The following is a 23710-nucleotide window of genomic DNA, read 5'->3' as shown; positions in this document are numbered from 1 at the left end:
CCGTTAGTTTTAGCCGAATGTTAAGAATTAACGACTCAGCGTGTTAATCGTTTAGCTAACCAGTCAACAATATCACGTAATGCTTTATCAAAGTTGCTCATTATCGGCGAAAGTGCAATTGGCATCAGCTTGCCGTCGGTAGAAGAGCTGACGATCAGTTTTGTCTCCTCTTCCGGGCTGAAAATATCCCCCGGCCAGTAAGCGGAAAGCATTGGCGTAGGACAGCGTCTGCCCAGCAATCCCTGCATTTTTAGCGAATAGCGATTGAGTTCGACGCGCAGCGCAGAATCGGCAGCCGAAGCCATCCCCAGTCGGCTTGCCAGCACGTCCATATACATTTCCGGGATGCGATCCTGTAACGCCCGATCGCACAGTAAACCGTGAACCACCGGTCCCAGGCAGGCCACGGCCCGCAGGCGAGGCGACTCAAGATAAGCCAGCCGTACGGCGGTATTAGCCCCAAACCGGTAGCCAAAAGCGCCAACGCGCGCGTGGTCGATCCACGGTACGGTTTCCAGCTGCTTAAGCACCTGCTGATGTAGAAAGCTGGAATCCTGGGAAAGCTTCCATTTAGCGGAAAACCCAACCGACGGCATATCGATAGTTAACATTGCGATACCGCGCGGGGCGAGATAATCGTGGAAAAGCCGATAGTGGTCGGTTTGCAGTGAATCAAGGCTGCCGCACAGCAGGACGGTAGGATAAGGCGCGCGGACCTTTTCCGGCATATGCAGAAAGCCAAAAATTGAGCTGCCGCCGGGAATGGCAAATTCCAGCTCCTTTAGTTCGCCCGGCAGGCGCGACGTCGCCTCTTCGTAAGCCCGGTTCGCCAGCAGCTGCGCCTGCTCTGCCAGCTCATCCCCTTTCAGATGGGGATAACCCGCTATGCCGTACAAATTGGCGGCATGAAGCCAGCACTGACCCGCCTTTGCATCGTTCTCTGCCGCAGCGGCCTTTTCCTGCCAGCCTGCCGCCTGTTTAGACCATTCGTAAATCCAGTTACCGCCGCGATAGCCAACGACCGTATCCAGCAGCTTTTCATCAGTGCGCTCGGCCTGGCTACCGGCGATCCTCGCCAGCACCTCACCGATTTCCAGCTGCGGCACGCCACGCCACGTCCACAGCAAACGGTTAACCATGCGATACCAGCCCGCATGGCTTTCACCTTCCAGCGCGGAATGCAGCGGCAGCGGCTTGTGATGATGTAAACGGCGAACCAGAGAGGAGGTTTCAGGATGCTTGAAGCGTGGCTTGAACAGCTCTTCGCTAAGGTTTTTTGGTGACATAGCTACGATCCTTCGGCACACGGAGAATCGTTGTAGTTTATAGCAGCGCGACGGCGGCTGCGAACCTTAAAAAGCACAACGCCCGGCGGAACCGGGCGTTTTGATTGAGCTAAATCAACCTTTTACGATTGGCGGGATATAAACCACGCCCATATCCCACGGCTGCTCAATCCAGGTATTCTGTGGAATATCCACAACATAGTCATCCACCAGCGGGCGACCGGCCGGCTTAGCGAAAATCGTCACGAAACGCGCTTTAGGGTACATATCGCGAATCGCCTGAGCGGTGCCGCCGGTATCAACCAGATCGTCAATCACGATAAAGCCTTCGCCATCGCCTTCCGCACGTTTCAGCACGTGCATTTCACGCTGGTTATCGTGGTCGTAGCTGGAGATGCAGACGGTATCGACGTAGCGGATACACAGCTCGCGAGCCAGCAGCGAGGCAGGAACCAGACCACCACGGCTGACCGCGATAATGCCTTTCCACTGCTCAACAGGAAGCAGGCGCTGAGCCAGTTTACGGGCATGAATCTGCAGCATGTCCCAGGTGACGACGTATTTTTCACTCATAAAAGGAGTCCCGGCCGGTGATATCGGCTTAAAAATGTACAATGGGAGGGGTTGCGCGGAATTATAGAGATCTGAGCCGCTAAAAACCAGCACCGGATGGCACGAACCGCGCTTTTTTACCGCCGCGAACTAAGCATCCCCCTGGAAACAATGATATTCTTTTACTTTGTCGCGTCAGATCCTGACCTCCCCTATCACAAATGCTCACCATCCCACGCGCCGCTGGCCGAGGATGCCGACACAGGAGATTTAACGTGTCTGAACTATCTCAACTGTCACCACAGCCGCTGTGGGATATCTTTGCCAAAATCTGCTCGATTCCGCATCCCTCTTATCATGAAGAAGCGCTGGCCCAGTACGTTCTTGCCTGGGCAACGGAGCAAGGTTTTTATACCAGTCGTGATGAAGTGGGCAATATCCTGATCCGCAAGCCTGCCACTCCCGGCCTGGAGCACCTGAAGCCTGTAGCGTTACAGGCGCATCTGGATATGGTGCCGCAGAAAAACAACGATACCGTTCACGACTTTACTAAAGACCCGATTCAGCCATGGGTTGACGGTGAATGGGTTAAAGCACGCGGCACCACGCTGGGTGCCGATAACGGCATCGGCATGGCTTCCGCGCTGGCGGTGCTGGCGGACAAAAACGTTGAGCATGGCCCGCTGGAAGTGCTGCTGACCATGACTGAAGAAACCGGCATGGTAGGCGCTTTTGGTCTGCAACCTGACTGGCTGCAGGCGGATATCCTGATCAATACCGACTCCGAAGAGGAAGGCGAAATCTATATGGGTTGCGCGGGCGGTATTGATTTCACGACCACGCTTGCCGTAACTCGTGAGGCGGTGCCCGCTGGTTATCAGCATGTTCAGCTGATTTTAAAAGGCCTGAAAGGCGGCCACTCCGGTGCGGATATTCATCTGGGCCTGGGTAACGCCAACAAGCTGCTGGCACGTTTCCTGTTTGCGCATGCCAAAGCGCTGGATCTGCGTCTGGTGGACTTCGTTGGCGGCACGCTGCGCAACGCTATCCCACGTGAAGCTATGGCCACGCTGGCCGTGCCTGCCGATAAGCTTGACCGACTGAAAGGCCTGGCGCTGCACTATCTGGAAACGTTGCAGAACGAGCTGAGCCTGAAAGAGAAAAACATCAACGTGGTGGTAGAAAACGTGGCCGCCAGCGAGCAGGCGTTGACCACAGCTAGCCGCGATGCATTTATCGCCCTGCTGAACAGCACGCCGAACGGCGTCATCCGCAATTCTGACGTGATGAAAGGCGTGGTGGAAACGTCGCTGAACGTTGGCGTGGTCGCTCTGAAAGATAACGAAGCCCGCATCAACTGCCTGGTGCGCTCGCTGATTGACAGCGGCAAAGATTACCTGGTCGAAACGCTGACCGCGCTGGGCGATCTGGCCGGAGCAACAACCGTGGCCAAAGGCAGCTATCCTGGCTGGCAGCCCGACCCTTCTTCACCAGTGATGGCGCTGGTAGAAGAAACCTACAAAAAACTGTTTAACAAAACGCCAAATATTCAGGTGATCCATGCGGGTCTGGAATGCGGCCTGTTTAAAAAGCCGTATCCGGAAATGGATATGGTCTCTATCGGCCCGACCATCACCGGCCCACACTCACCGGATGAGCAGGTGCATATCGCAAGCGTTGGCCTTTACTGGCAGCTGCTGACGGCGCTGCTGAAGGCAATTCCGGCGAAATAAAAGCGACAGGCGGAGCAGAACTCCGCCTGTTTTACTTTTCAGTGCCGCAGCCGCCTGCCGTGGCCGCTACAGTCCCAACAGCAGTTGCCTTTCCAACTGCGGATTGAGCAGCGTTACGTGCAGCCCCACCAGCCGTACGCCCCGCCCGGCACGACGCTCTTCCCACGTCTTTTTCGCAACGTTGATAAAATCTTCTTTGTTCAGCATCGGCCAGACATGTTCCTGGGTAGTCTGCTGAAAGTCGTTAAACTTCAGCTTAACGCCCTGCCTGGCAATCTGTAAGTCGGGCTTTACCGCTTTCAGACGCCGCTCCAGCTCTGCATAGAGATAGTCGATAATTTCCAGACACGCTTCCCATTCGTGAATGTCCGCCGACAGCGTTCGCTCCACGCCCAGCGATTTGCGCAGGCGATCCGTCACCACTTCACGCTCATCAATGCCGTTGCAGCGCTCCCATAAAACCCGCCCAAACTTGCCAAAGCGTTTCAGCAGCATGGCCAAATCCGTTTTCTGCACGTCGGCACAGTTATAGAGGCCCAGCTCTTCAAGCTTTTTCGCCGTAACTTTGCCTACGCCAGGAATTTTTGCCAGCGGCAGCGTCAGCAAAAACTGCGGTAGCTCTTCTGGCGTAATGACAAACTGCCCGTCAGGCTTATTGAGATCGGAGGCGATTTTGGCGACAAACTTAATCGGCGCTACGCCTGCCGAAGCGGTAAGGTTTAATTCTTTGGCAATAGTCTGGCGGATTTCACGCGCCATCAGCGTGGCAGAACCGTGGCAGTGCGGGCTGTCGGTAACGTCCAGATAGGCCTCGTCCAGCGACAGCGGCTCAATCAGCGCCGTATAGCGCGTGAAAATTTCCCGAATATGCGCGCTGGCTTCTTTATACGCGTCGAAACGGCCGGGGATAACTTTCAGATGAGGGCAAAGCTTGAGCGCGGTGGCCGTCGCCATCGCGCTATGTACGCCAAATTTTCTGGCGGGATAGTTGGCGGTGCTGATAACCCCGCGCTTCAAATGACTGCCGCCAATCGCAATAGGGATATGACGCAACGCGGGATTATCGCGCATCTCTACCGCTGCGTAGAAGCAGTCCATATCCACGTGTATGATCTTACGCATCCACCCCTCCAGTAACACTGGATAAGTATACAGCCGGAGAGTGCAATTTCAACAGGTTAATTCTTTGTGAAAGCGCAGCGGCAGCGGGCTGGCGCAATTTTTCTCTGTTTTTATGCGTGGCTCTCTTGATAAAAAAATAGACAATGATAATGTGGCGCAGCTTTTACGGACATTTCCTAAAAAGCAGTTAACAGCGTCTTCGGACGTAGCATCCAACCCTACTATCAAGGGAACCAGAATGGGCAAAATCGCACTGCTGTTTGCGATGTTTTTTCTGCCAGCCGTTGTTTTCGCCAGCGTCCCTGTTGCACAGATCGCACCGCTGGCACCGGTAAGCAAAGAGTTAAAGAAGCAGCTCCTCGGCACCCCCGTGTATATTCAAATCTTTAAGGAAGAACGTACGCTGGAGCTGTATGGCAAAATTGGCAATGACTACCGTCTGCTGAATAGCTACCGTATCTGTAATTTTTCTGGCGGCTTAGGCCCTAAGCGTCGTCAGGGCGATTTTAAAAGTCCGGAAGGTTTTTATAGCGTGGGCCTTTCCCAGCTTAAGCCGGACAGCCGTTTTTATCGGGCCATTAATACCGGTTTTCCTAACGAATATGACCGCCAGCAGGGTTATGAAGGTAAATACCTGATGATCCACGGCAGCTGCGTATCAATTGGCTGCTATGCGATGACGGACACCAACATTGATGAAATTTATCATTATGTGGAAGCAGCGCTGCGCAACGGCCAGCCGCGAGTGGAAGTCAGTATCTACCCGTTCCGCATGACGGACAGCAACCTGCAGCGTCACCGCTATTCGGTTTACTACAGCTTCTGGCAGCAGCTACAGCCGGGCTATGCTGAATTTGTGCAGAACCGCCAGCCGCCTTCCATAAGCGTCAGCGGCGGGAAATACGTGCTGAACAACGCGGTTCTGAACAGCACGCCGGTCAATCAGTCAGCGCTCGCGCTCTCCGAGGCAAAATAACGTCCAGTCGCCTGGCGCAATCTTGTGCCAGGTTTCATTCCCCGTTAAGGGCTGAGTGGCGATTACCGTGACCACGTCGTCTGGCGTGGTCTGCTTCTGAAAATCAATTTCCACGTCCTGATCCAGCAATGTCGCTTTGCCGAACGGCGCGCGGCGCGTGATCCAGAACAGATTGGTCGAACAGAACGCCATCAGATAGCGGCCGTCCGACAACAGCATATTAAAGACGCCCTTTTCCCGCAGTTCCGTTGCCAGCTCTGCAATATAGCGAAACACCGCAGGCCAGTTGCCCGGCGTTCGCGGATAACGCGTGGTCAGCTTGTGCAGTAGCCAGCAGAAAGCCTGCTCGCTGTCCGTTTCACCAACCGGCCGAAAAGGTCCCGTCTCCAGGCCGCGATAGCCTTTCAGCTGGCCGTTATGCGCATAGGTCCAGTTACGTCCCCAGAGTTCGCGCGTGAACGGATGCGTATTCTCCAGCGAAACTTCGCCCCGGTTTGCCTGACGAATATGCGCCACCACCGAACAGGATTTGATCGGGTAATCCTGCACCAGCCGCGCTATCGGCGAATTAAAGCTGGGCTGCGGATCTTTAAACGTCCGGCAGCCTTTGCCTTCATAAAAGGTAATTCCCCAGCCGTCTTTATGCGGGCCGGTTTTTCCGCCGCGCTGTACAAGCCCGGTAAAGCTAAAACAGATGTCCGTAGGGACATTCGCGCTCATCCCGAGCAGTTCGCACATAGATGTTCCTCGTGGGTTACTTAGCCATCTCTTTTTCAATCAGCAGGATCAGGATATGGATCACTTTGATATGGATCTCCTGAATGCGATCGGCATAGCCAAAATGCGGCACGCGGATTTCAACATCGGCACTGCCTGCCATTTTTCCGCCATCTTTGCCGGTCAGCGTAACCACTTTCATGCCCTGCGCGCGCGCTGCTTCCACCGCTTTAATAACGTTAGCAGAGTTGCCGGAAGTCGAGATCCCCAGCAGCACGTCGCCAGAACGACCTACCGCTTCCACATAGCGCGAGAAAATAGCGTCGTAGCCGAAATCATTGCCTACGCAGGAGATATGGCTGACGTCAGAAATCGCAATGGCCGGATAGCCCGGACGATTGTCGCGGTAGCGGCCGGTTAACTCTTCTGCAAAGTGCATAGCATCGCAGTGTGAACCGCCGTTGCCGCAGGAAAGCACTTTGCCGCCGGCTTTAAATGAATCCGCCAGCAGTACCGCAGCACGCTGGATAGCATGGATATTTGCTTCATCGCTAAGGAAATTAGTGAGCGTGTCCTGTGCTTCATTTAACTCGGCGCGAATGATGTCCTGGTACATAGGAGAGTCCTTTTAGGTGAGGTCTGCGGCAGTTTAGCAAGTTGCCGCGCGGGCGAAAAGCGCCCCGCCTGCCCGCCGTCGGCTTTAAGGTGCCCTGGCCGCGCTTTGTGAGCCAGGTTGTAATTATTGTGTAAATAGATTGATAAAGAAAATTATCTCTATTAGATCTGTAAGCAACAGGTCAGACCTCTTACAACTTGCGGAGCGATGGTTATGATGGTTTTCAGTTGCGTTGCAACAGTGGTGCTGATTGGCGCACTGTTTTATCACCGTGTAGGCCTGGGGCTGGCAAGCCTGATTGTGCTGGTGTGGACCGCAGCCTGGGCGATGGCGCATCTCTGGACGCCATGGTTACTGCTGCCGTTAATCATTATCCTGTTGCCCTTTAATCTGCTGCCGCTGCGCCGCGCCCTTTTTTCCAGGCCGATGATGAATACTTTTCAGAAGGTCATGCCGCCAATGTCGCGTACAGAGAAAGAAGCGATCGACGCAGGCACAACCTGGTGGGAAGGCGATTTGTTTCGCGGCAAACCTGACTGGAAAAAGCTGCACGACTATCCGCAGCCACGGCTGACGCCGGAAGAACAGGCGTTTCTGGATGGCCCGGTCGAAGAAGCTTGTCGGCTGGCTAACGATTTCCAGATTACGCATGAAATGGCTGACCTGCCGCCAGAACTGTGGGCTTATCTGAAAGAGCAGCGTTTCTTTGCCATGATTATCAAGAAAGAGTATGGCGGCCTGGCATTCTCCGCCTATGCTCAGGCTCGCGTACTGCAAAAACTGGCTGGCGTTTCCGGTATTCTGGCCATCACCGTGGGCGTTCCCAATTCGCTTGGCCCCGGCGAACTGTTGCAGCACTACGGCACAGAAGAGCAGAAAGATCGCTATTTACCTCGTCTGGCGCGCGGCGAAGAGATCCCCTGCTTTGCGTTGACCAGTCCGGAAGCGGGTTCTGACGCGGGCGCAATCCCCGATACCGGTGTGGTGTGCATGGGCGAATGGCAAGGCCAGCAGGTGCTCGGTATGCGTCTGACCTGGAACAAACGCTACATTACCCTCGCCCCTGTCGCCACGGTGCTTGGCCTGGCGTTTAAGCTTTCCGACCCTGAACATCTGCTTGGCGAGAAAGAAGAGCTGGGCATTACCTGTGCACTGATCCCAACGCAGACGCCGGGCGTAGAGATTGGCAAACGCCACTTCCCGCTGAACGTACCTTTCCAGAATGGCCCGACGCGCGGCAAAGATATTTTTGTTCCCATTGATTACATTATTGGCGGGCCGGCGATGGCCGGTCAGGGCTGGCGGATGCTGGTGGAATGCCTTTCCGTTGGGCGCGGCATCACGCTGCCTTCCAACTCTACCGGTAGCCTGAAAAGTATTGCGCTGGCGATTGGTGCCTATGCTCATATCCGCCGTCAGTTCCGTTTGCCTATCGGCAAAATGGAAGGTATCGAAGAACCGCTGGCGCGTATTGCGGGTAACGCTTACGTAATGGATGCGGCGGCGTCGCTGATTACCAGCGGCATTATGCTGGGCGAGAAACCAGCGGTGCTTTCCGCTATCGTAAAATACCACTGCACCCACCGTGGACAGCGCGCCATTATGGACGCGATGGATATCGCTGGCGGCAAAGGCATTATGCTTGGCAAAAGCAATTTCCTGGCCCGTGCTTATCAGGGTGCGCCTATCGCCATTACCGTTGAAGGCGCAAATATTCTGACGCGCAGTATGATCATTTTCGGCCAGGGCGCCATTCGCTGCCATCCTTATGTGCTGGCGGAAATGGCGGCGGCACAAAGCCATGATGTAAACGCTTTTGACCGGGCACTGTTTAGCCACATCGGCCACATTGCCAGCAATAACATGCGCAGCCTGTGGCTTGGGCTGACAGCCGGGCGCACCAGCAGCACGCCAACCCGCGACGCGACGCGCCGTTATTATCAGCATCTGAACCGTTTAAGCGCCAACCTTGCACTGCTTTCCGATATTTCTATGTCGGTGCTGGGCGGTAGCCTGAAGCGTCGCGAACGTATTTCGGCACGGCTTGGCGACGTGCTTAGCCAGCTCTATCTGGCTTCCGCCTCGCTGAAGCGCTATGAAGATGAAGGCCGTAACGAAGCCGACCTGCCGCTGCTGCACTGGGGCGTGCAGGATGCGCTGAACCAGGCGGAAACGGCTGTTGAAGACCTGCTACGTAACTTCCCGAATCGCGTCGTTGCCGGTTTGCTCCAGTTTGCTATTTTTCCACTGGGCCGCCATTGCCGCGCGCCTTCCGACCGTCTGGATCACCAGCTGGCGCGCATTCTGCAAATTCCTTCGGCCACCAGAACGCGCTTAGGCCGTGGTCAGTACCTGACGCCGGGCGAAAATAATCCGGCGGGCCAGCTGGAAGAAGCATTGCAGGACGTGATGGCGGCAGAGGTAATTCACGACCGGCTGAACAAGAAGCTGAAAAAACCGCTCTCATTTACGCGTCTGGATAAGCTGGCGCAAAAAGGGTTACAGGAAAAATGGCTGAACGAAGAGGAAGCCGCCGTGCTGACCCGTGCCGAAGCCAGCCGCCTGCGCTCCATTAACGTTGACGAATTTGAGGCGGATGCGCTGGCGACCCAGCCGGTAAAGACGCAAAAAGATGAAGCACAGCAAACCACTCTAACGCAGGAAGAAGAGCACCAGGAAGGTGTAAGAAAAACGGAAGCGGCCTGAAACGGGCTTAAATTTGCCGGACAAAGTTAAGAGCGCTTGCTGGCAGATTTAACCTGTTAAACAGGGAAATATTTGTATTAACGTGTGGAGGCAGGCTATCTGGTGATAGCCTGCCTTTTTGGCCGCATGAAGCGTGTTGAAGTACTGGTAATCCCTCAGAACGGAAAAGCTTTTATCCGATAAAAAGCGCTGCCCGTGCCCTGCCTAAAATTTTTTGGAAATTGGGACACTGCACAGGGTCTGGCGCACTGCAGTTAGCTACATGCTTTAGCCCCTCGCTGGCCTTTTTCAATTGCCCAATCGTTTTATCCAGCTCTTCCGCCTTATTGAGTAATAACATTGAATCAAGAGACGGATTACCCTGCGCATCAAACATCTCGCCAATTTCATTAAGCGTAAAGCCTACCGTACGCCCCAGAGTAATAAGAGCCAGTTTATTTAAAACATCCGGCCCGTATTGTCTTCTCAGACCATTGCGTCCAACAGAGCGAATCAGCCCTTTTTTCTCATAAAACCGTAGTGCGGAAGGCGCAATATTCGTTAACTTTGCGACTTCGCCAATATCCAGTTCTTTCATGGTTGACCTGAAGCGAGCTTTAAGTTGCACAATGCCCGTCAGCTTAACATCAGAACAACCGGAGAAGGAATAACCATGGAAATGCTCTTGCGTGTCGCACTAATCGGCATTGGCGCCACGCTTTGTATGGATGGCTGGGCATTGCTATTAAAGCGGCGATGGGGAATTGCTTCCTTTGATTATGCTTTAGTGGGCAGATGGCTTTTATGGATGGGGAAAGGCCGTTTTATACATCACTCTGTTATTAATACGCCTTCGCTGGCAGGAGAAAAGCAGACTGGCTGGATGCTTCATTATGTTATCGGCATTGGATTCTCGTTTGTTCCGCTGCTGTTTTCCGGCACGACATGGTTGCACCATCCCGATTTAAGCGTAGCGATATTGAGCGGATTAGTAACGGTCGCTGCGCCCTGGTTCATTATGCAGCCCGCGCTGGGCTTTGGCGTAGCGGCTTCCCGAACGGCAAACCCATCGAAAGCACGGCTTTTCAGCCTGCTGGCGCATCTGGCCTACGGTGGCGGGCTTTATTTTTCTGCAATGGTCGTAATGGTACTGCCGGTTTAATATCGGCACTGCTATCGGTAAGCCAGGCTTTTACTCATATTATTCATTTCGTAAAAGCGCCGACGGCCTCGGTTATCAGCTGTTGTAGCAACAAATAGGCCGCATTCGGTGGGCTACTTTGTTGCAGTAGCGCAATGCCCATCTTTCCTGGTGAAGGTAGTAACCCGGCAGAGATTTGCAGCATTGCTGGCATTCCTGTTTTCGTTCGTACTGTGATACCAAGCCCGGCCTGAACCGCAGCCCAAATGCCGCTCAGACTGTAGCTGACAAAAACAATACGCCACGGAATGCCAGCACGATCGAGTACCGCCGTCGCTCGCGCCCGCATCAGGCAAGGCGTTTCAAACATAACCAGCGGCAACGGTTCGCCTTTCTTCAATAGCGAAGCAATATCAAGCTCCTGGTGATGGATCCATTGCAGCTCACACTGCCCAATCAGTTGCTGATCCTGGTAATTGTTCTCTGGTTGCCAGATTAACGCCATATCAATAGCGCGATTGTGTAAGGCATTGGTAATAGCCAGGTTTCTGTCTACGCGTGCCGTAATTTTTAGCCCTGGATGCTGCCGACTAAACTTGCCCAGTACGCCTGGCATTACTGAATCGCCAAAATCTTCCTGCATTCCCAGTCGAACCTCTCCCTGTAACAGTTCCCCTTTAACAGCTTGTAACGCTTCGTCATTCAGCGCGAGCAGACGTCGGGCATAGCTGAGCAGGACTTCTCCGCTTGTAGTAAGTTCCAGATGCCGGCCGTTTTTAGCCACCAGCGCCGTATTGCACTGCGACTCAAGTTTTTTTAACTGCGCACTCACGGCGGAAGTAGAACGGCAAAGCCGTTGTGCAGCTTGCGCAAAGCTGCCAGATTCGATCCCCATCACAAAACTGCGTAAGGCATCTGTATCCAGACAAAGTGGCACTTTATCCATCATCATCCTTATAAACGGGATTATTGAAGTGATTTAATTTGATTTTCAGGATTGTATTAATACGCCAGGATACTGCCATCAGTCAACGGGAGAAAAGTAATGGCACAATCACTGGACAGAGAGTCGCTTAGCAGAATGGCACCTAAGCTGGCGGAATTAACCCATACGGTCCTTTTTGAAGATATCTGGAAACGGCCAATACTTTCGCCTCGCGAACGCAGTTTGCTTACGCTGGCAGCCTTAACAGCTTTGGGTCGCGATCAGCAGCTCATCTGGCATATTGCCTTTGCAGCAAACAATGGCATTACGCATGATGAATTAGTCGAAGCTTTTACTCATCTGGCTTTTTATACGGGCTGGCCAGCTGCCGTTAGTGCTCTATCTTGTCTGGATGAGGAGCAAAGCTAATGCCTTTTACCCGCATTATGCTTCGCCAAAATTATCCAGAAGAAAAGCTGCGCCAGCTTTCTAAAATATTGCATCAGGCTTTAACGGAAGAATTTGCTGTACCGGCAGAAGATTGTTTCCAGGTTATTGAAATGCTCCCCGCCAGCCAGCTTATTTTTAATCGTCATTATCTTAGCGGTACGCGCAGCGAAGATTTCGTTCTGTTCCATATCCTGGCGGGAAAGCAGCGTAGTATCGAACAGAAAAAAAACTTTTATCATGCACTGAGTAGAAAACTCTTTGCAAAATTTAATATTCACCCGGACAACGTTATGGTCATCATCCAGTTTAATACGGCAGAAGACTGGAGCTTTAGCGGCGGAAGAATGTATATCCCGGAGGATCTATGTTAGCAATGCAGTATAAGTTTACGCTTCCTGCCGATTACGATATGGCAATTATTAAAAAGCGCATTGAGCTGGGTGGTGCGAAAATGGATAATTTCCCTGGCCTTTTATTTAAAGCTTACCTTTACTCCAGTAAAAAAGAAGGATTTACGGAAAATAGTTATGCGCCCTTCTATCTTTGGCGGGACCCTACGTCCATGCAACACTTTTTGCAATCTCCCGGTTTCACAACGCTTACCCATGATTTCGGCTGGCCAAAAATCGATTGCTGGCCTGTGCTTCATTCGCCTGAATTAAAAGAAATTGAACAAGCTATGTACGTCTCTATTAACGTAAATAATATCGCGCCCTATAGCGATCTGACTTCGATGGGTACCGAGAATATGCTGTGCGCATGGGATGTCACTCGATGGCAGTTACTAAAAACAAATTTCACTAAAAACCTTCCGACTCTGCACGGTTCGGAAAGAAATATTTATCGCATTGGCTATCTGGCAAAAGGTGCGGTTTGACCGTCAGTTCGGTCATTTTGTGGCTGACAAAAAATCCAGATATCAGAAAAAACGGGCTGGCGAACCGGCCCGTTTCATCAGAGGTGCTTCCAAAGAGCATCACCTTCAAAGTGAATTTTTAGCCATTCTGTCTGACACGAGCAATTAGCGCCTCAATATCCTCTACGCGGTCAGCGGCCAGAATCAGCGTCCTGCCCAGCGTTACCGCCTGACGCACGCACTCCACCTTCATCGCTTCATCCTGAATAGTTTTGATATCGGCAACCTGCGACATACCAACGGTACGGCGAATCAACTCCGTGCCGCAGTAACCCAGCGTATCGCGCCAGACTTTACCCAAAAATTCTGCGGCATAGCCGGGATAAGCCAGTGCGCGATCCTGCGTTTTCTCAGTCGCCAGTGCCAGGAACCCCTCGGCGAAGCTCTGCCAGGTAGTACGTACATCATTAAGACGCTTTTCACGGGCATCGGCCGCTTCGCGCGGTGCTAACAGGCCTGGCAAAGCGCAGTAGTTGAGCAGTAGATTACCCAGGGCACTGCCCACGTCAAAACCAATCGGACCGTAGAAACCAAATTCGGCATCAATGACCTTCAAACTGCCTTCGGCCACAAAAATCGATCCGCTATGAACATCACCATGCAGCAGCGCTTCCGCATTCGACAGGAAACGATGCTTGAGACCGGCAACCTTATGGCGCAGCTCATTATCACTGCGAAGTTGCGCAACCAGCGGCTCCAGCGCGCGCGGATAGCCGTTGCGTTCGTGTACTTCATACGGCTCGTTAAAGAAAAGCTCTTCCGTGATGTCGCACAGTTCAGGATTGGTAAAGCGGACGACGTCTGCTTTTTTCTTGTAAGGATGCTGATAAAAATCGGAAGTATGAAACAGCGTTTGCGCCAGATATTCACCCAGCTGTACGGCAGCCTGCGGATAATCGACGCCCTTGACTTGTTCGCCACGCCAGATTGCATGACTGGATAGATCTTCCATTACCATCACGGCCAGTGCAGGATCGTAATGCAGAATTTTCACCGTATGTTCCGGGCAAAACTCGCTATGAATTTGCAGCACTTCTGCTTCAATGCGGGCGCGATCGAGCGATAACGGCCAGGATTCGCCTACACAGCGGACATACGGCAAGGCCTGCTTAACGACAATTTTACTGACGCCATTGTGGTCAAAGATTTTGAAAACGAGGTTAAGATTGCCGTCACCGATTTCCTGCGCATCGACCAGGCTATCAGGTTCAGCCACGCCGCCAAACTGGCGGGCATATTCCACGGCGTCCGCTGCGGTGAAAGTACGATATTGCGACATTAACTCACCTCATCAAAATTTATCACTGGCCGATAAGGCCCTGACCGGTTTCTTTTATTTAGGCCGTGCAGACGTCTATACATCTGCCAGGCATGTTGGCACAATATGGCCTGATTACGCAACCGGGATTTAACCTTCATGCAAACACTGAGCACAACCAGCTTACAAGTTCGTGATAACCAGCTCTGGATCCTTGACCAGCAGGCGCTGCCGCAAAAGAAAATCTGGTGCCCGACGCCCGGCGTAGCGGAGCTGGTAGACCATATCCGGGCGCTGAGAGTGCGCGGTGCGCCACTGATTGGCCTTTCTGCAAGCCTGTTGCTGGCGCTGCTGGCGGAAAACGGCATGCCGAAACCGGCCCTGCATGAAGCCCTGGAAGTATTGCGAGCCGCGCGGCCAACGGCCGTTAACCTGATGAATAATCTTGACAGAATGAAGCAGGCACTGACGCAGGAAAACTTTGTTACGGCGCTGACCTTTGAAGCGCTGCGCCTGGTCGAAGAAGATAAAGCACTGTGCGATAACATTGCCGCTGCGGGCGCAAAGCTGATTAAACCCGCCAGCCGTCTGCTGACCCACTGCAACACGGGCGGTCTGGCAACGGCGGGCGTAGGCACGGCGCTGGGCGTAATTTCGCGCGGCTGGCAGGAAGGCAACGTGGAAAAAGTTTGGGTTGATGAGACTCGCCCGCTACTGCAAGGCGGCCGTTTGACCGCATGGGAACTCGGTGAGCTTGGCGTACCTTATCGCCTGATTTGCGATAGCATGGCGGCAAGCCTGATGGCGCAAAACCAGGTCGATGCTGTCTGGGTTGGTGCAGACCGTATTGCCGCAAACGGCGACGTGGCCAATAAAATTGGCACCTATAGCCTGGCGGTGCTGGCGCATTATCACAATATCCCTTTCTATGTCGCTGCACCGCACACCACGCTTGATCCAGCTTGCCCAAACGGAAGCGCAATCCCTATTGAGCAGCGAGCGGCAAATGAAGTCACGGGCGTAGCCGGTAGCTTTGGCGCGGTAAACTGGGCACCGGAAGAGGCGCAGGTTTACAACCCCGCTTTTGATGTGACGCCAGCAGCGTTAATCAGCGGCTGGGTTTTGGATACCGGCGTAGTGACGCCAGGACAGGTAGAAACCGGGATTTTTCACACGATCCGTTAAGGGACGACCGCAGAATGGGCAGTGCTCTTGTTCCAGAATTTGCCGTTTCCAACTGGCGTAACTCAAAAAAATTTTACTGCGATGTTTTGGGTTTTGTTTGCGTATACGAACGTCCTGAAGAGGGATTTTGCTACCTCAAGTCAGGCGATGCCGAACTGATGATCGACCAGATTGGCGAAGGAAGAACATTCGATAACGGTCATCTGCCGGACAGCTATCCGTTTGGTAAGGGGTTAAACGTGCAGATCCGCGTACCTTCCGTTGAGCCCTTGCTTTCTTCCTTATCGCGGCACGGTGTGAAGCTATTTCTTGCCGTCGAAGATCGCTGGTATCGCAAAGACGCCGAAGAAAGCGGCAACCGTCAATTTATGGTTGCCGATCCGGACGGCTACCTGCTTCGTTTTTATCAAAGCCTGGGTACACGAACTGTATCCAATTCCGATTAATCACCAGCCAGTTTTTTTTAAATAAGCGGAGCCAATAAAAAAGCGGGTTCCGGACCTGTACCGCCAGAAGGCAGCACAACGTCCAGAACCCGCTTTTAAAGCTGAAAAACTATCAGGCGTAGCCGTAGCTCATCAGGCGCTGATAGCGACGATCCAGCAGTTCTTCTTTGGTCAGTTCATCCAGTTCGGCCAGATCAGCCAGCAGCTGCGCCTTCATGGAAGCACCGATAGCCAGCGGATTGCGGTGCGCGCCGCCCAGTGGCTCCGGGATTACCGTATCGATCAGCTTCAGCTCTTTCAGGCGCGGTGCAATAATACCCATCGCTTCTGCAGCCAGCGGCGCTTTATCCGCGCTTTTCCACAGAATTGACGCACAGCCTTCCGGTGAAATCACCGAATAGGTGCTGTACTGCAGCATATTCACTTTATCGCCAACGCCAATCGCCAGCGCGCCGCCGGAACCACCTTCACCGATAACGGTACAGATGACCGGCACGGTTAACCCGGACATCTCACGCAGGTTGCGTGCGATAGCCTCAGACTGCCCACGCTCTTCTGCACCCACGCCCGGATAAGCCCCTGGCGTATCGATAAAGGTGATGATCGGCATATTAAACCGCTCGGCCATCTCCATCAGACGCAGCGCTTTGCGATAGCCTTCCGGTGCCGGCATACCAAAGTTACGACGAATTTTCTCTTTGGTTTCGCGTCCTTTCTGATGACCAATGATCATCACCGGACGTCCTTCCAGACGAGCGATACCGCCAACAATGGCTTTATCATCCGCATAGGCACGGTCGCCTGCCAGCTCGTCAAAGTCGGTAAACACGTTGCGGACATAGTCCAGCGTGTACGGACGCAGAGGATGACGCGCCAGCTGCGCGATCTGCCATGCACCCAAATCGGAGAAGATTTTACGGGTCAGCTCAACGCTTTTTTCGCGCAGACGCTGAATCTCTTCATCCAGATTAATATCCAGTTTTTCATCCTGACGGCCAACCGACTTGAGCGAATCAATTTTCGCTTCAAGTTCTGCGATTGGCTGTTCGAAATCCAGGTAATTAAGACTCATAATATTCCTGTTTTAGTCAAACTCCAGTTCCACCTGCTCCGACCCTATCAGCGATCGCAGTTCATTTAATAAACGATCGCTGGGTGACACGCGCCACGCTGCGCCAAAGCGCAACTTCGCCCGCGCATCCTCTCTCTGATAATAGAGATGTACCGGAATAGTCCCCGAACGGTGAGGTTCAAGGGATTGCCGGAGACGGTTTAAAAGCTGGTCATCAATTTGCCTGTCCGTCAGCGAGATAGCAAGCCCGCGCGCATATTTTTCGCGAGCTTCATCAATGTCCATCACATCGCGAGCGGTCATTTTCAGGCCGCCGCTGAAGTCATCGAAGCTGACCTGTCCGCTGACGATCAGGATACGGTCTTTTTCCAGCAAATGCTGGAACTTATCAAGTGCATCGGTGAAGAGCATTACTTCCAGACGGCCTGAACGGTCATCCAGCGTACAAATCCCGATGCGGTTACCACGCTTTGTTACCATTACGCGGGCCGCCACCACCAGACCAACAGCCATGGTCATCTTGCCACGTTCGGTCGGGTGCATGTCTTTCAGGCGCATTCCTCCAACGTAGCGCTCGATCTCTTTCAGATACTGATTAATCGGGTGCCCGGTTAAGTAAAGCCCTAAGGTTTCTCTTTCGCCATCCAGCCTGACCTGTTCCGGCCACGGCGTGACGTCAGCATAGGATTTTTCAATCTGCTCCGGCTCTTCTGCCAGCACGCCAAACATATCCGCCTGGCCGATGGCTTCTGCCTTCGCATGCTGATCTGCCGCTTTCAATGCATCGTTGAGCGCGCTCATTAATGCAGCACGATGCGGCCCAAGCCTGTCGAACGCGCCGGACATAATCAGCTTTTCCAGCACGCGCCGGTTCAGCTTTTTGGTATCGGTACGCGCGCATAGATCGAACAGTTCCCGGAAATAACCGTCTTTATTACGCGCTTCCAGGATGGCTTCAATCGGGCCTTCGCCTACGCCTTTAATCGCGCCGATGCCGTAAACGATCTCGCCGTCATCGTTAACGTGAAACGGATAAAGCCCGGAATTGATATCCGGCGGCAGCACTTTCAGCCCCATCCGCCAGCATTCGTCTACCAGACCAACCACTTTCTCGGTGTTATCCATATCGGCAGTCATGACCGCAGCCATAAACTCAGCCGGATAGTGCGCTTTTAACCACAGCGTCTGATAGGAAACCAGCGCGTAGGCGGCGGAGTGCGATTTGTTAAAACCATAACCGGCAAATTTTTCTACCAGGTCAAAGATTTTAATCGCCAGCTCGCCGTCCACGCCGCGCGCCTTCGCGCCGTCTTCAAAACCGCCGCGCTGCTTGGCCATTTCGACCGGGTTCTTTTTACCCATCGCACGGCGCAACATGTCCGCGCCGCCAAGGCTGTAGCCAGCCAGCACCTGAGCAATCTGCATCACCTGTTCCTGATACAGGATAATGCCGTAGGTCGGCTCCAGTACCGGCTTCAGTGACTCATGCTGCCACTGAATATCAGGATAGGAAATGGCTTCACGCCCGTGTTTACGGTCGATAAAGTTATCTACCATGCCCGATTGCAGCGGCCCCGGACGGAACAGCGCTACCAGCGCGATCATATCTTCAAAACAGTCCGGCTTCAGGCGCTTGATCAAATCTTTCATGCCGCGCGATTCAAGCTGGAATACCGCCGTGGTTTCCGAGCGCTGTAGCATATCGAAACTTTTTTTGTCATCAAGCGGAATCGCCGCGATATCGATTGGCGGCTCGCCGTGCTTTTTGCGGCGGGCATTAATCATCGCCAGCGCCCAGTCGATAATGGTCAGCGTACGCAGGCCCAGGAAGTCGAACTTGACCAGACCGGCGTATTCCACGTCATTCTTGTCGAACTGCGTCACCGGATGGTTGCCGTTTTCGTCGCAGTAAAGCGGCGCAAAATCGGTGATCTGCGTTGGCGCGATGACCACGCCACCCGCATGCTTACCAGCGTTACGCGTGACGCCTTCCAGCTTGCGTGCCATGTCGATCAGCGCTTTAACTTCCTCGTCGGCTTCGTAGATTTCCGGAAGCTGCGGCTCGGCGGCAAAGGCTTTTTCCAGCGTCATGCCCGGATCGGGCGGCACCAGCTTGGAGATACGATCGACAAATCCGTATGGATGCCCCAGTACGCGGCCCACGTCGCGAATTACCGCTTTCGCCGCCATCGTACCGAAAGTAATAATCTGCGATACCGCTTTCCGACCGTACATTTCGGCGACGTGCTCGATCACCAGATCGCGTTTTTCCATGCAGAAGTCGACGTCAAAGTCAGGCATGGAGACACGTTCCGGGTTAAGGAAACGTTCAAACAGCAGGTCGAACTCCAGCGGATCGAGGTCGGTAATTTTCAGCGCATAGGCCACCAGCGACCCGGCGCCGGAGCCACGTCCTGGCCCGACCGGCACGTCGTTGTCTTTCGACCACTGGATAAACTCCATAACGATCAGGAAGTAGCCGGGGAAGCCCATCTGGTTAATAACGCCCAGCTCAATATCGAGGCGCTCGTCGTACTCAGGCCGTTTCTGCGCACGCTCTTCTGGATCGGGGAATAAAAATTCCAGACGCTCTTCCAGTCCCTCTTTCGACTTCATCACCAGAAAATCTTCGGTGGTCATGTCGCCAGTAGGAAACTGCGGCAGGAAGTATTCACCCAGGCGGATGGTGACGTTACAACGCTTAGCAATCTCTACGCTGTTGGCCAGCGCTTCAGGAATGTCTGAGAACAGCTCACACATTTCTTCTTCGCTGCGTAGATATTGCTGAGGACTGTAGAGGCGCGGACGCTTGGGATCGTCCAGCGTAAAGCCGTCGTGAATAGCCACGCGGATTTCGTGCGCGTCAAAATCGCCCTCTTCCAGGAAGCAGACTTCGTTGGTGGCCACCACCGGCACGCCCTCGGCAATCGCCAGCTCAACGGCGGCATGCAGCCAGGACTCTTCGTCAGGACGGCCAGTACGGCTTAGCTCAAGGTAGTAGCGGTTGGGGAAGTACTGCTGGTAAAACGCCAGGCATTCGGCCACCAGCGTTTGGTTGCCGCGCAGCTGCATCTTGCCCACGTCGCCGCGACGACCGCCGGAAAGCAGGATCAGGCCCTCGTTCAGCTCAATCAGCCAGTCGCGATCGATAACGGGGCCGGCCGCGCCATAGCCACGCTGATAGGCGCGGGAAATCAGCAGGGTAAGATTTTGATAGCCGGTATTAGTCGCTGCCAGCACGGTAAGCTGCGAAAGCTCATCGCCCATCGCCTCGCTGGCAACGTTAAAGTCCGCGCCGATAATCGGCTTGATACCCTGCCCGTGCGCCGTTCCGTAAAACTTCACCAGCCCGCAAAGGTTGGTGAAATCGGTGATCGCTATCGCGGGCATGCCCATCGCGGCCGCTTTTTTCACCAGCGGGGCAGTCTTGGCTAGTCCATCTACCATGGAATAGTCGCTGTGTACGCGTAAATGAATAAAACGAGGTTCGGCCATCTTTAATCCTGCTGAAAACTAACTGTGAACGCGGGCAAGAACTTCTGCATCCAGCAGCGCATTGCGCACCGGCGCGAAGCTGCGGCGATGATGCGGCGTGGCACCATGGAGCGCCAGCTTTGCCATATGCAGCGCTGTAGGATAGCCCTTGTGTTGGGCAAAACCATATTCCGGGAACAGCAGATCCAGCTCCGCCATCTCGCGATCGCGCGTTACCTTGGCAATGATCGACGCGGCGCTGATTTCCGCGACCAGGCTATCGCCTTTTACCACTGCCTGAGAAGGCATTGGCAGTGCCGGACAGCGGTTGCCGTCAATCAGCACAAAATCTGGCGTAATGGCCAGGCCCGCCACCGCTCGCTGCATGGCCAGCATGGTGGCATGCAGAATATTGAGCTGGTCGATCTCTTCCGGCTCTGCGCGGCCCAGACTCCAGCTCAACGCTTTCTCTTTGATCTCGTCAAACAGCGCCAGACGGCGTTTTTCCGACAGCTTTTTTGAGTCGGCCAGGCCAATAATTGGCTTTGCGGGATCGAGGATCACCGCAGCGGTAACGACCGCCCCCACCAGCGGGCCGCGCCCTACTTCATCCACGCCGGCAATCAACGCGGCCTGAGGATAGATAAAACTCATTTACATAGCTCCAGTACGGCCGTGGCAGCCTGTTCGTCCGCACTCCAGCGGATCTGGTGGTGCAGCTCGGCAAAGGTTGCCAATAGCTGGTCACGGGTGTCGCCTTTTGCCAGCAGCGGCTCCAGCGCGGCAGCCAGCTGCTCTGGCTGGCATTCGTCCTGCAGTAGCTCTTTCACCAGCTCGCGTCCGGCCAGCAGGTTGGGCAGGGAAACGTAGTCAGTTTTTACCAGCCGCTTCGCCAGCCAGAAGGTAAACGGCTTCATCCGGTAGCCTACGACCATTGGACATTTTGCCAGCATACACTCCAGCGCAGCCGTGCCGGAAGCCAGCAGCGCCGCGTCGCTGGCAACCATCGCCTGACGTCCTTTGCCATCCAGTAAATGCACGGGTAAATCGGGGGCGACTTCAGCCTTAATTTTTTCAAACTGCTCGCGGCGGCGTGGATTGACCAGCGGCACCACGATTTCGAGATCGGGCCATTTTTTGCGGAGCAAAATCGCCGTTTTCAGAAAGTCCGCGCTCAGCATTTCTACTTCTGCATTGCGGCTGCCTGGCAGCAGAGCCAGACAAGGGACGTTATCCGCAATACCCAGCTCCCGGCGAGCGGCGCTTTTGTCCGGCTCAATCGGCATCGCATCGGCCATTGTATGACCAATAAAGCGGCAGGGAACGTTATAGCGATCGTAGAAAGCTTTTTCAAAAGGTAAAAACGCCAGCACCAGATCGGTAGCACGGCCAATTTTGAAAACGCGCTTTTGACGCCACGCCCAGACGGAAGGGCTGACGTAATGAATAGTACGGATACCACGCGCTTTCAGCCGACCTTCCAGCGTGATATTGAAATCTGGCGCATCAATGCCGACAAAAACATCGGGTTTGAGCTCGCTAAACCTTTGCGTTAAATCGCGGCGGATTTTTAACAGACGCGGCAGCCTTTCCAGCACTTCCACCACGCCCATTACCGCCAGCTCTTCCATTTCATACCAGGCTTCGCAGCCTTCAGCCTGCATCAGCGGCCCCGCAACGCCAACGAAACGCGTATCGGGATGCTTTTCTTTCAGCGCGCGGATCAGGCCGGCACCAAGAATATCGCCGGAGGTTTCTCCGGCGACCAGGGCTATCGTTAAAGGTTTTGGCATGCGTTAACGAATCAGGCCCCGCGTAGAGCGGGCAAAGAAATCAAAGAAAGGCTGCACTTCAGGATGCTCGCGAGCGATGTCGGCGATTTCCGGCTTCGCTTCATCCAGCGTTTTACCGCTGCGGTACAACACTTTGTAAGCGTTACGGATCGCGTGTAGCGCTTCTTTGCTGAAGCCGCGACGCTGCAGGCCAACCAGGTTGATACCAAATGGCGTGGCGTGATTTCCCTGCGCAATAACAAAAGGAGGAACGTCCTGTGCAACGCCGGAACAGCCGCCAACCATGACGTGCGCGCCAATGATGCAGAATTGATGAACTGCCGTCATCCCGCCAATAATAGCGAAGTCATCCACGGTAACGTGACCGCCAAGCGTAGCATTGTTGGCCAGAATGCAGCGATCGCCGATAATGCAGTCGTGTGCGACATGCACGTTAACCATCAGCAGGTTATCGCTGCCGATTTTGGTCAGGCCGTCGGCCTGTGAAGTGCCACGATGAATCGTTACGCTTTCACGAATGCTGTTGCGATCGCCAACTTCTACGCGAGTAGGTTCACCCGCATATTTCAAATCCTGGTTAACTTCACCAATGGTCGCGAACTGGTAAATCGTATTGTCTTTACCAATTTTGGTATGGCCGTTGATGACCACGTGCGACTTCAGCACGGTGCCTTCGCCAATTTCAACGTTCGCGCCGATAAAGCAGAACGGGCCAATATGAACGCGAGCGCCAATAACGGCACCCTCTTCAATTACAGAGCTGGGATGGATCACAGCAGTTTCATCAATCACGAATTACGCCTCCCGGCTGCGGGCACACATCATGGTTGCTTCGCAGACAATTTTACCGTCAACGGTCGCCACGCCTTTAAAGCGGGTCAAACCCCGGCGGGTTTTCTCGAAGGTGACTTCCATAATCATCTGATCGCCTGGGACAACCGGACGCTTGAAGCGGGCTTCATCAATACCAGCAAAGTAGTAAAGTTCGCCTGGTTCCAGCTTACCTACGCTTTTAAACGCCAGAATACCGGTCGCCTGCGCCATGGCTTCTAAAATCAGCACGCCTGGAAAAATCGGTTTACCAGGGAAATGGCCCTGGAAAAACGGTTCGTTGACCGATACGTTCTTGACCGCGCGTAAAAACTTGTGCTCTTCAAATTCAAGTACGCGATCGACCAGCAGAAACGGATAGCGGTGCGGCAGCAGTTCAATAATCTCTTCAATTTTCAGAGTATGAGTTTCAGTAGTCAAAATACTCTTCCTGTCCTAAAAAATTCTGATGGCATCAATAACACGGCCTGCAACGAAAGTGTCGTTCGCAGGCCGCAAATCAGTTTCCGTGCCCCAGCCTTCCATGCTTAGC

Annotated in this window: 23 protein-coding genes; 9 read left to right on the top strand and 14 right to left on the bottom strand. The window is 53.8% G+C overall.

Features of this window, described 5'->3' with window-relative positions:
- Positions 1–35: 35 nt before the first annotated feature.
- On the bottom strand, positions 36–1286 hold the full coding sequence (gene frsA, locus KUE00_RS04375) for an esterase FrsA (protein WP_246758325.1): 1251 nt from the start codon (positions 1284–1286) through the stop codon (positions 36–38).
- A gap of 114 nt (positions 1287–1400) precedes the next feature.
- Entirely contained in the window at positions 1401–1859 is a 459-nt protein-coding gene (gpt, locus tag KUE00_RS04370) for a xanthine phosphoribosyltransferase (protein ID WP_125289117.1), read from the bottom strand.
- A gap of 254 nt (positions 1860–2113) precedes the next feature.
- On the opposite strand from gpt, the gene pepD reads away from it, so the two are divergent.
- The gene (gene pepD / locus KUE00_RS04365; RefSeq protein ID WP_246758324.1) at positions 2114–3571 is read left to right on the top strand and encodes a beta-Ala-His dipeptidase; all 1458 of its coding nucleotides are present in this window, start codon (positions 2114–2116) and stop codon (positions 3569–3571) included.
- A 66-nt stretch (positions 3572–3637) separates the two neighbouring features.
- Here the strand turns inward: pepD and dinB are convergent, their stop codons facing one another.
- A complete protein-coding gene (gene dinB, locus KUE00_RS04360; RefSeq protein ID WP_246758323.1) occupies positions 3638–4693 on the bottom strand; it encodes a DNA polymerase IV in 1056 nt (351 codons plus the stop codon).
- Between the two features lie 238 nt (positions 4694–4931).
- On the opposite strand from dinB, the gene dpaA reads away from it, so the two are divergent.
- Positions 4932–5669: a peptidoglycan meso-diaminopimelic acid protein amidase gene (dpaA, locus tag KUE00_RS04355; RefSeq protein ID WP_246758322.1), complete on the top strand. Its 738-nt coding sequence runs from the start codon at positions 4932–4934 to the stop codon at positions 5667–5669.
- On the opposite strand, the gene KUE00_RS04350 is transcribed toward dpaA, so the two are convergent.
- Entirely contained in the window at positions 5640–6407 is a 768-nt protein-coding gene (locus KUE00_RS04350) for a class II glutamine amidotransferase (RefSeq protein WP_246758321.1), read from the bottom strand. The two genes, dpaA and KUE00_RS04350, sit on opposite strands and share 30 nt — an antisense overlap.
- 16 nt (positions 6408–6423) lie before the next feature.
- Complete coding sequence (gene lpcA, locus KUE00_RS04345) at positions 6424–7002, bottom strand: D-sedoheptulose 7-phosphate isomerase (RefSeq protein ID WP_246758320.1); 579 nt, start codon at positions 7000–7002, stop codon at positions 6424–6426.
- A gap of 213 nt (positions 7003–7215) precedes the next feature.
- Between lpcA and fadE the strand changes: the two genes are divergently transcribed.
- A complete protein-coding gene (gene fadE / locus KUE00_RS04340) occupies positions 7216–9708 on the top strand; it encodes an acyl-CoA dehydrogenase FadE (RefSeq protein WP_246758319.1) in 2493 nt (830 codons plus the stop codon).
- A 172-nt stretch (positions 9709–9880) separates the two neighbouring features.
- Here the strand turns inward: fadE and KUE00_RS04335 are convergent, their stop codons facing one another.
- The gene (locus KUE00_RS04335) at positions 9881–10285 is read right to left on the bottom strand and encodes a helix-turn-helix domain-containing protein (protein WP_343215874.1); all 405 of its coding nucleotides are present in this window, start codon (positions 10283–10285) and stop codon (positions 9881–9883) included.
- 75 nt (positions 10286–10360) lie between these two features.
- Here KUE00_RS04335 and KUE00_RS04330 point away from each other — a divergent pair, with 75 nt between their 5' ends.
- Positions 10361–10849, top strand: coding sequence for a DUF2938 domain-containing protein (locus KUE00_RS04330; protein WP_246758317.1), 489 nt, complete (start codon positions 10361–10363; stop codon positions 10847–10849).
- Positions 10850–10892: 43 nt separating this feature from the next.
- Here the strand turns inward: KUE00_RS04330 and KUE00_RS04325 are convergent, their stop codons facing one another.
- Positions 10893–11774 (bottom strand): LysR substrate-binding domain-containing protein, encoded by an 882-nt coding sequence (locus KUE00_RS04325; RefSeq protein ID WP_246758316.1) that lies wholly within the window; start codon positions 11772–11774, stop codon positions 10893–10895.
- A gap of 99 nt (positions 11775–11873) precedes the next feature.
- Between KUE00_RS04325 and KUE00_RS04320 the strand changes: the two genes are divergently transcribed.
- The 3 genes from KUE00_RS04320 to KUE00_RS04310 are packed head-to-tail and all read left to right on the top strand — an operon-like array spanning position 11874 to position 13080.
- Positions 11874–12182 carry a carboxymuconolactone decarboxylase family protein gene (locus tag KUE00_RS04320; protein ID WP_246758315.1) on the top strand — a complete coding sequence of 103 codons (309 nt, stop codon included), beginning with the start codon at positions 11874–11876 and terminating at the stop codon, positions 12180–12182.
- Entirely contained in the window at positions 12182–12574 is a 393-nt protein-coding gene (locus tag KUE00_RS04315; protein WP_246758314.1) for a tautomerase family protein, read from the top strand. Before KUE00_RS04320 ends, KUE00_RS04315 begins: the two co-directional genes overlap by 1 nt.
- Positions 12568–13080 (top strand): DUF4865 family protein, encoded by a 513-nt coding sequence (locus tag KUE00_RS04310; protein WP_246758313.1) that lies wholly within the window; start codon positions 12568–12570, stop codon positions 13078–13080. Before KUE00_RS04315 ends, KUE00_RS04310 begins: the two co-directional genes overlap by 7 nt.
- Before the next feature lie 118 nt (positions 13081–13198).
- On the opposite strand, the gene mtnK is transcribed toward KUE00_RS04310, so the two are convergent.
- On the bottom strand, positions 13199–14398 hold the full coding sequence (gene mtnK, locus KUE00_RS04305) for an S-methyl-5-thioribose kinase (protein ID WP_246758312.1): 1200 nt from the start codon (positions 14396–14398) through the stop codon (positions 13199–13201).
- Between the two features lie 138 nt (positions 14399–14536).
- Between mtnK and mtnA the strand changes: the two genes are divergently transcribed.
- Positions 14537–15562 (top strand): S-methyl-5-thioribose-1-phosphate isomerase, encoded by a 1026-nt coding sequence (gene mtnA / locus KUE00_RS04300; RefSeq protein WP_246758311.1) that lies wholly within the window; start codon positions 14537–14539, stop codon positions 15560–15562.
- A gap of 14 nt (positions 15563–15576) precedes the next feature.
- Positions 15577–16008 (top strand): bleomycin resistance protein, encoded by a 432-nt coding sequence (locus KUE00_RS04295; protein ID WP_246758308.1) that lies wholly within the window; start codon positions 15577–15579, stop codon positions 16006–16008.
- 112 nt (positions 16009–16120) lie between these two features.
- Here the strand turns inward: KUE00_RS04295 and accA are convergent, their stop codons facing one another.
- Genes accA through fabZ form a run of 6 tightly spaced genes read right to left on the bottom strand, consistent with a single transcriptional unit; the run spans position 16121 to position 23598 of the window.
- Positions 16121–17080: an acetyl-CoA carboxylase carboxyl transferase subunit alpha gene (gene accA / locus KUE00_RS04290; protein ID WP_246758305.1), complete on the bottom strand. Its 960-nt coding sequence runs from the start codon at positions 17078–17080 to the stop codon at positions 16121–16123.
- Between the two features lie 12 nt (positions 17081–17092).
- Positions 17093–20575 (bottom strand): DNA polymerase III subunit alpha, encoded by a 3483-nt coding sequence (gene dnaE / locus KUE00_RS04285; RefSeq protein WP_246758304.1) that lies wholly within the window; start codon positions 20573–20575, stop codon positions 17093–17095.
- Positions 20576–20593: 18 nt separating this feature from the next.
- Entirely contained in the window at positions 20594–21208 is a 615-nt protein-coding gene (gene rnhB, locus KUE00_RS04280; protein WP_246758302.1) for a ribonuclease HII, read from the bottom strand.
- Positions 21205–22347 carry a lipid-A-disaccharide synthase gene (lpxB, locus tag KUE00_RS04275; RefSeq protein ID WP_246758301.1) on the bottom strand — a complete coding sequence of 381 codons (1143 nt, stop codon included), beginning with the start codon at positions 22345–22347 and terminating at the stop codon, positions 21205–21207. Before lpxB ends, rnhB begins: the two co-directional genes overlap by 4 nt.
- Before the next feature lie 3 nt (positions 22348–22350).
- A complete protein-coding gene (gene lpxA / locus KUE00_RS04270) occupies positions 22351–23139 on the bottom strand; it encodes an acyl-ACP--UDP-N-acetylglucosamine O-acyltransferase (RefSeq protein WP_246758300.1) in 789 nt (262 codons plus the stop codon).
- Between the two features lie 3 nt (positions 23140–23142).
- The gene (fabZ, locus tag KUE00_RS04265) at positions 23143–23598 is read right to left on the bottom strand and encodes a 3-hydroxyacyl-ACP dehydratase FabZ (RefSeq protein ID WP_024965665.1); all 456 of its coding nucleotides are present in this window, start codon (positions 23596–23598) and stop codon (positions 23143–23145) included.
- Positions 23599–23710 lie beyond the last annotated feature (112 nt).

Source organism: Erwinia phyllosphaerae, assembly GCF_019132875.1.
In the GTDB taxonomy this organism is placed as follows: Bacteria; Pseudomonadota; Gammaproteobacteria; order Enterobacterales; family Enterobacteriaceae; genus Erwinia; species Erwinia phyllosphaerae.
The sequence above is the reverse complement of the archived record's forward strand: the minus strand, read 5'-3'. Positions and strand labels throughout refer to the sequence as shown.

What these genes read in the sequence shown, in the direction of transcription:
- frsA (WP_246758325.1), bottom strand. Translation starts at nt 1,286, where the DNA reads ATGTCACCAAAAAACCTTAGCGAAGAGCTGTTCAAGCCACGCTTCAAG.
- gpt (WP_125289117.1), bottom strand. Translation starts at nt 1,859, where the DNA reads ATGAGTGAAAAATACGTCGTCACCTGGGACATGCTGCAGATTCATGCC.
- dinB (WP_246758323.1), bottom strand. Translation starts at nt 4,693, where the DNA reads ATGCGTAAGATCATACACGTGGATATGGACTGCTTCTACGCAGCGGTA.
- dpaA (WP_246758322.1), top strand. Translation starts at nt 4,932, where the DNA reads ATGGGCAAAATCGCACTGCTGTTTGCGATGTTTTTTCTGCCAGCCGTT.
- KUE00_RS04350 (WP_246758321.1), bottom strand. Translation starts at nt 6,407, where the DNA reads ATGTGCGAACTGCTCGGGATGAGCGCGAATGTCCCTACGGACATCTGT.
- lpcA (WP_246758320.1), bottom strand. Translation starts at nt 7,002, where the DNA reads ATGTACCAGGACATCATTCGCGCCGAGTTAAATGAAGCACAGGACACG.
- fadE (WP_246758319.1), top strand. Translation starts at nt 7,216, where the DNA reads ATGATGGTTTTCAGTTGCGTTGCAACAGTGGTGCTGATTGGCGCACTG.
- KUE00_RS04335 (WP_343215874.1), bottom strand. Translation starts at nt 10,285, where the DNA reads ATGAAAGAACTGGATATTGGCGAAGTCGCAAAGTTAACGAATATTGCG.
- KUE00_RS04330 (WP_246758317.1), top strand. Translation starts at nt 10,361, where the DNA reads ATGGAAATGCTCTTGCGTGTCGCACTAATCGGCATTGGCGCCACGCTT.
- KUE00_RS04325 (WP_246758316.1), bottom strand. Translation starts at nt 11,774, where the DNA reads ATGGATAAAGTGCCACTTTGTCTGGATACAGATGCCTTACGCAGTTTT.
- KUE00_RS04320 (WP_246758315.1), top strand. Translation starts at nt 11,874, where the DNA reads ATGGCACAATCACTGGACAGAGAGTCGCTTAGCAGAATGGCACCTAAG.
- KUE00_RS04315 (WP_246758314.1), top strand. Translation starts at nt 12,182, where the DNA reads ATGCCTTTTACCCGCATTATGCTTCGCCAAAATTATCCAGAAGAAAAG.
- KUE00_RS04310 (WP_246758313.1), top strand. Translation starts at nt 12,568, where the DNA reads ATGTTAGCAATGCAGTATAAGTTTACGCTTCCTGCCGATTACGATATG.
- mtnK (WP_246758312.1), bottom strand. Translation starts at nt 14,398, where the DNA reads ATGTCGCAATATCGTACTTTCACCGCAGCGGACGCCGTGGAATATGCC.
- mtnA (WP_246758311.1), top strand. Translation starts at nt 14,537, where the DNA reads ATGCAAACACTGAGCACAACCAGCTTACAAGTTCGTGATAACCAGCTC.
- KUE00_RS04295 (WP_246758308.1), top strand. Translation starts at nt 15,577, where the DNA reads ATGGGCAGTGCTCTTGTTCCAGAATTTGCCGTTTCCAACTGGCGTAAC.
- accA (WP_246758305.1), bottom strand. Translation starts at nt 17,080, where the DNA reads ATGAGTCTTAATTACCTGGATTTCGAACAGCCAATCGCAGAACTTGAA.
- dnaE (WP_246758304.1), bottom strand. Translation starts at nt 20,575, where the DNA reads ATGGCCGAACCTCGTTTTATTCATTTACGCGTACACAGCGACTATTCC.
- rnhB (WP_246758302.1), bottom strand. Translation starts at nt 21,208, where the DNA reads ATGAGTTTTATCTATCCTCAGGCCGCGTTGATTGCCGGCGTGGATGAA.
- lpxB (WP_246758301.1), bottom strand. Translation starts at nt 22,347, where the DNA reads ATGCCAAAACCTTTAACGATAGCCCTGGTCGCCGGAGAAACCTCCGGC.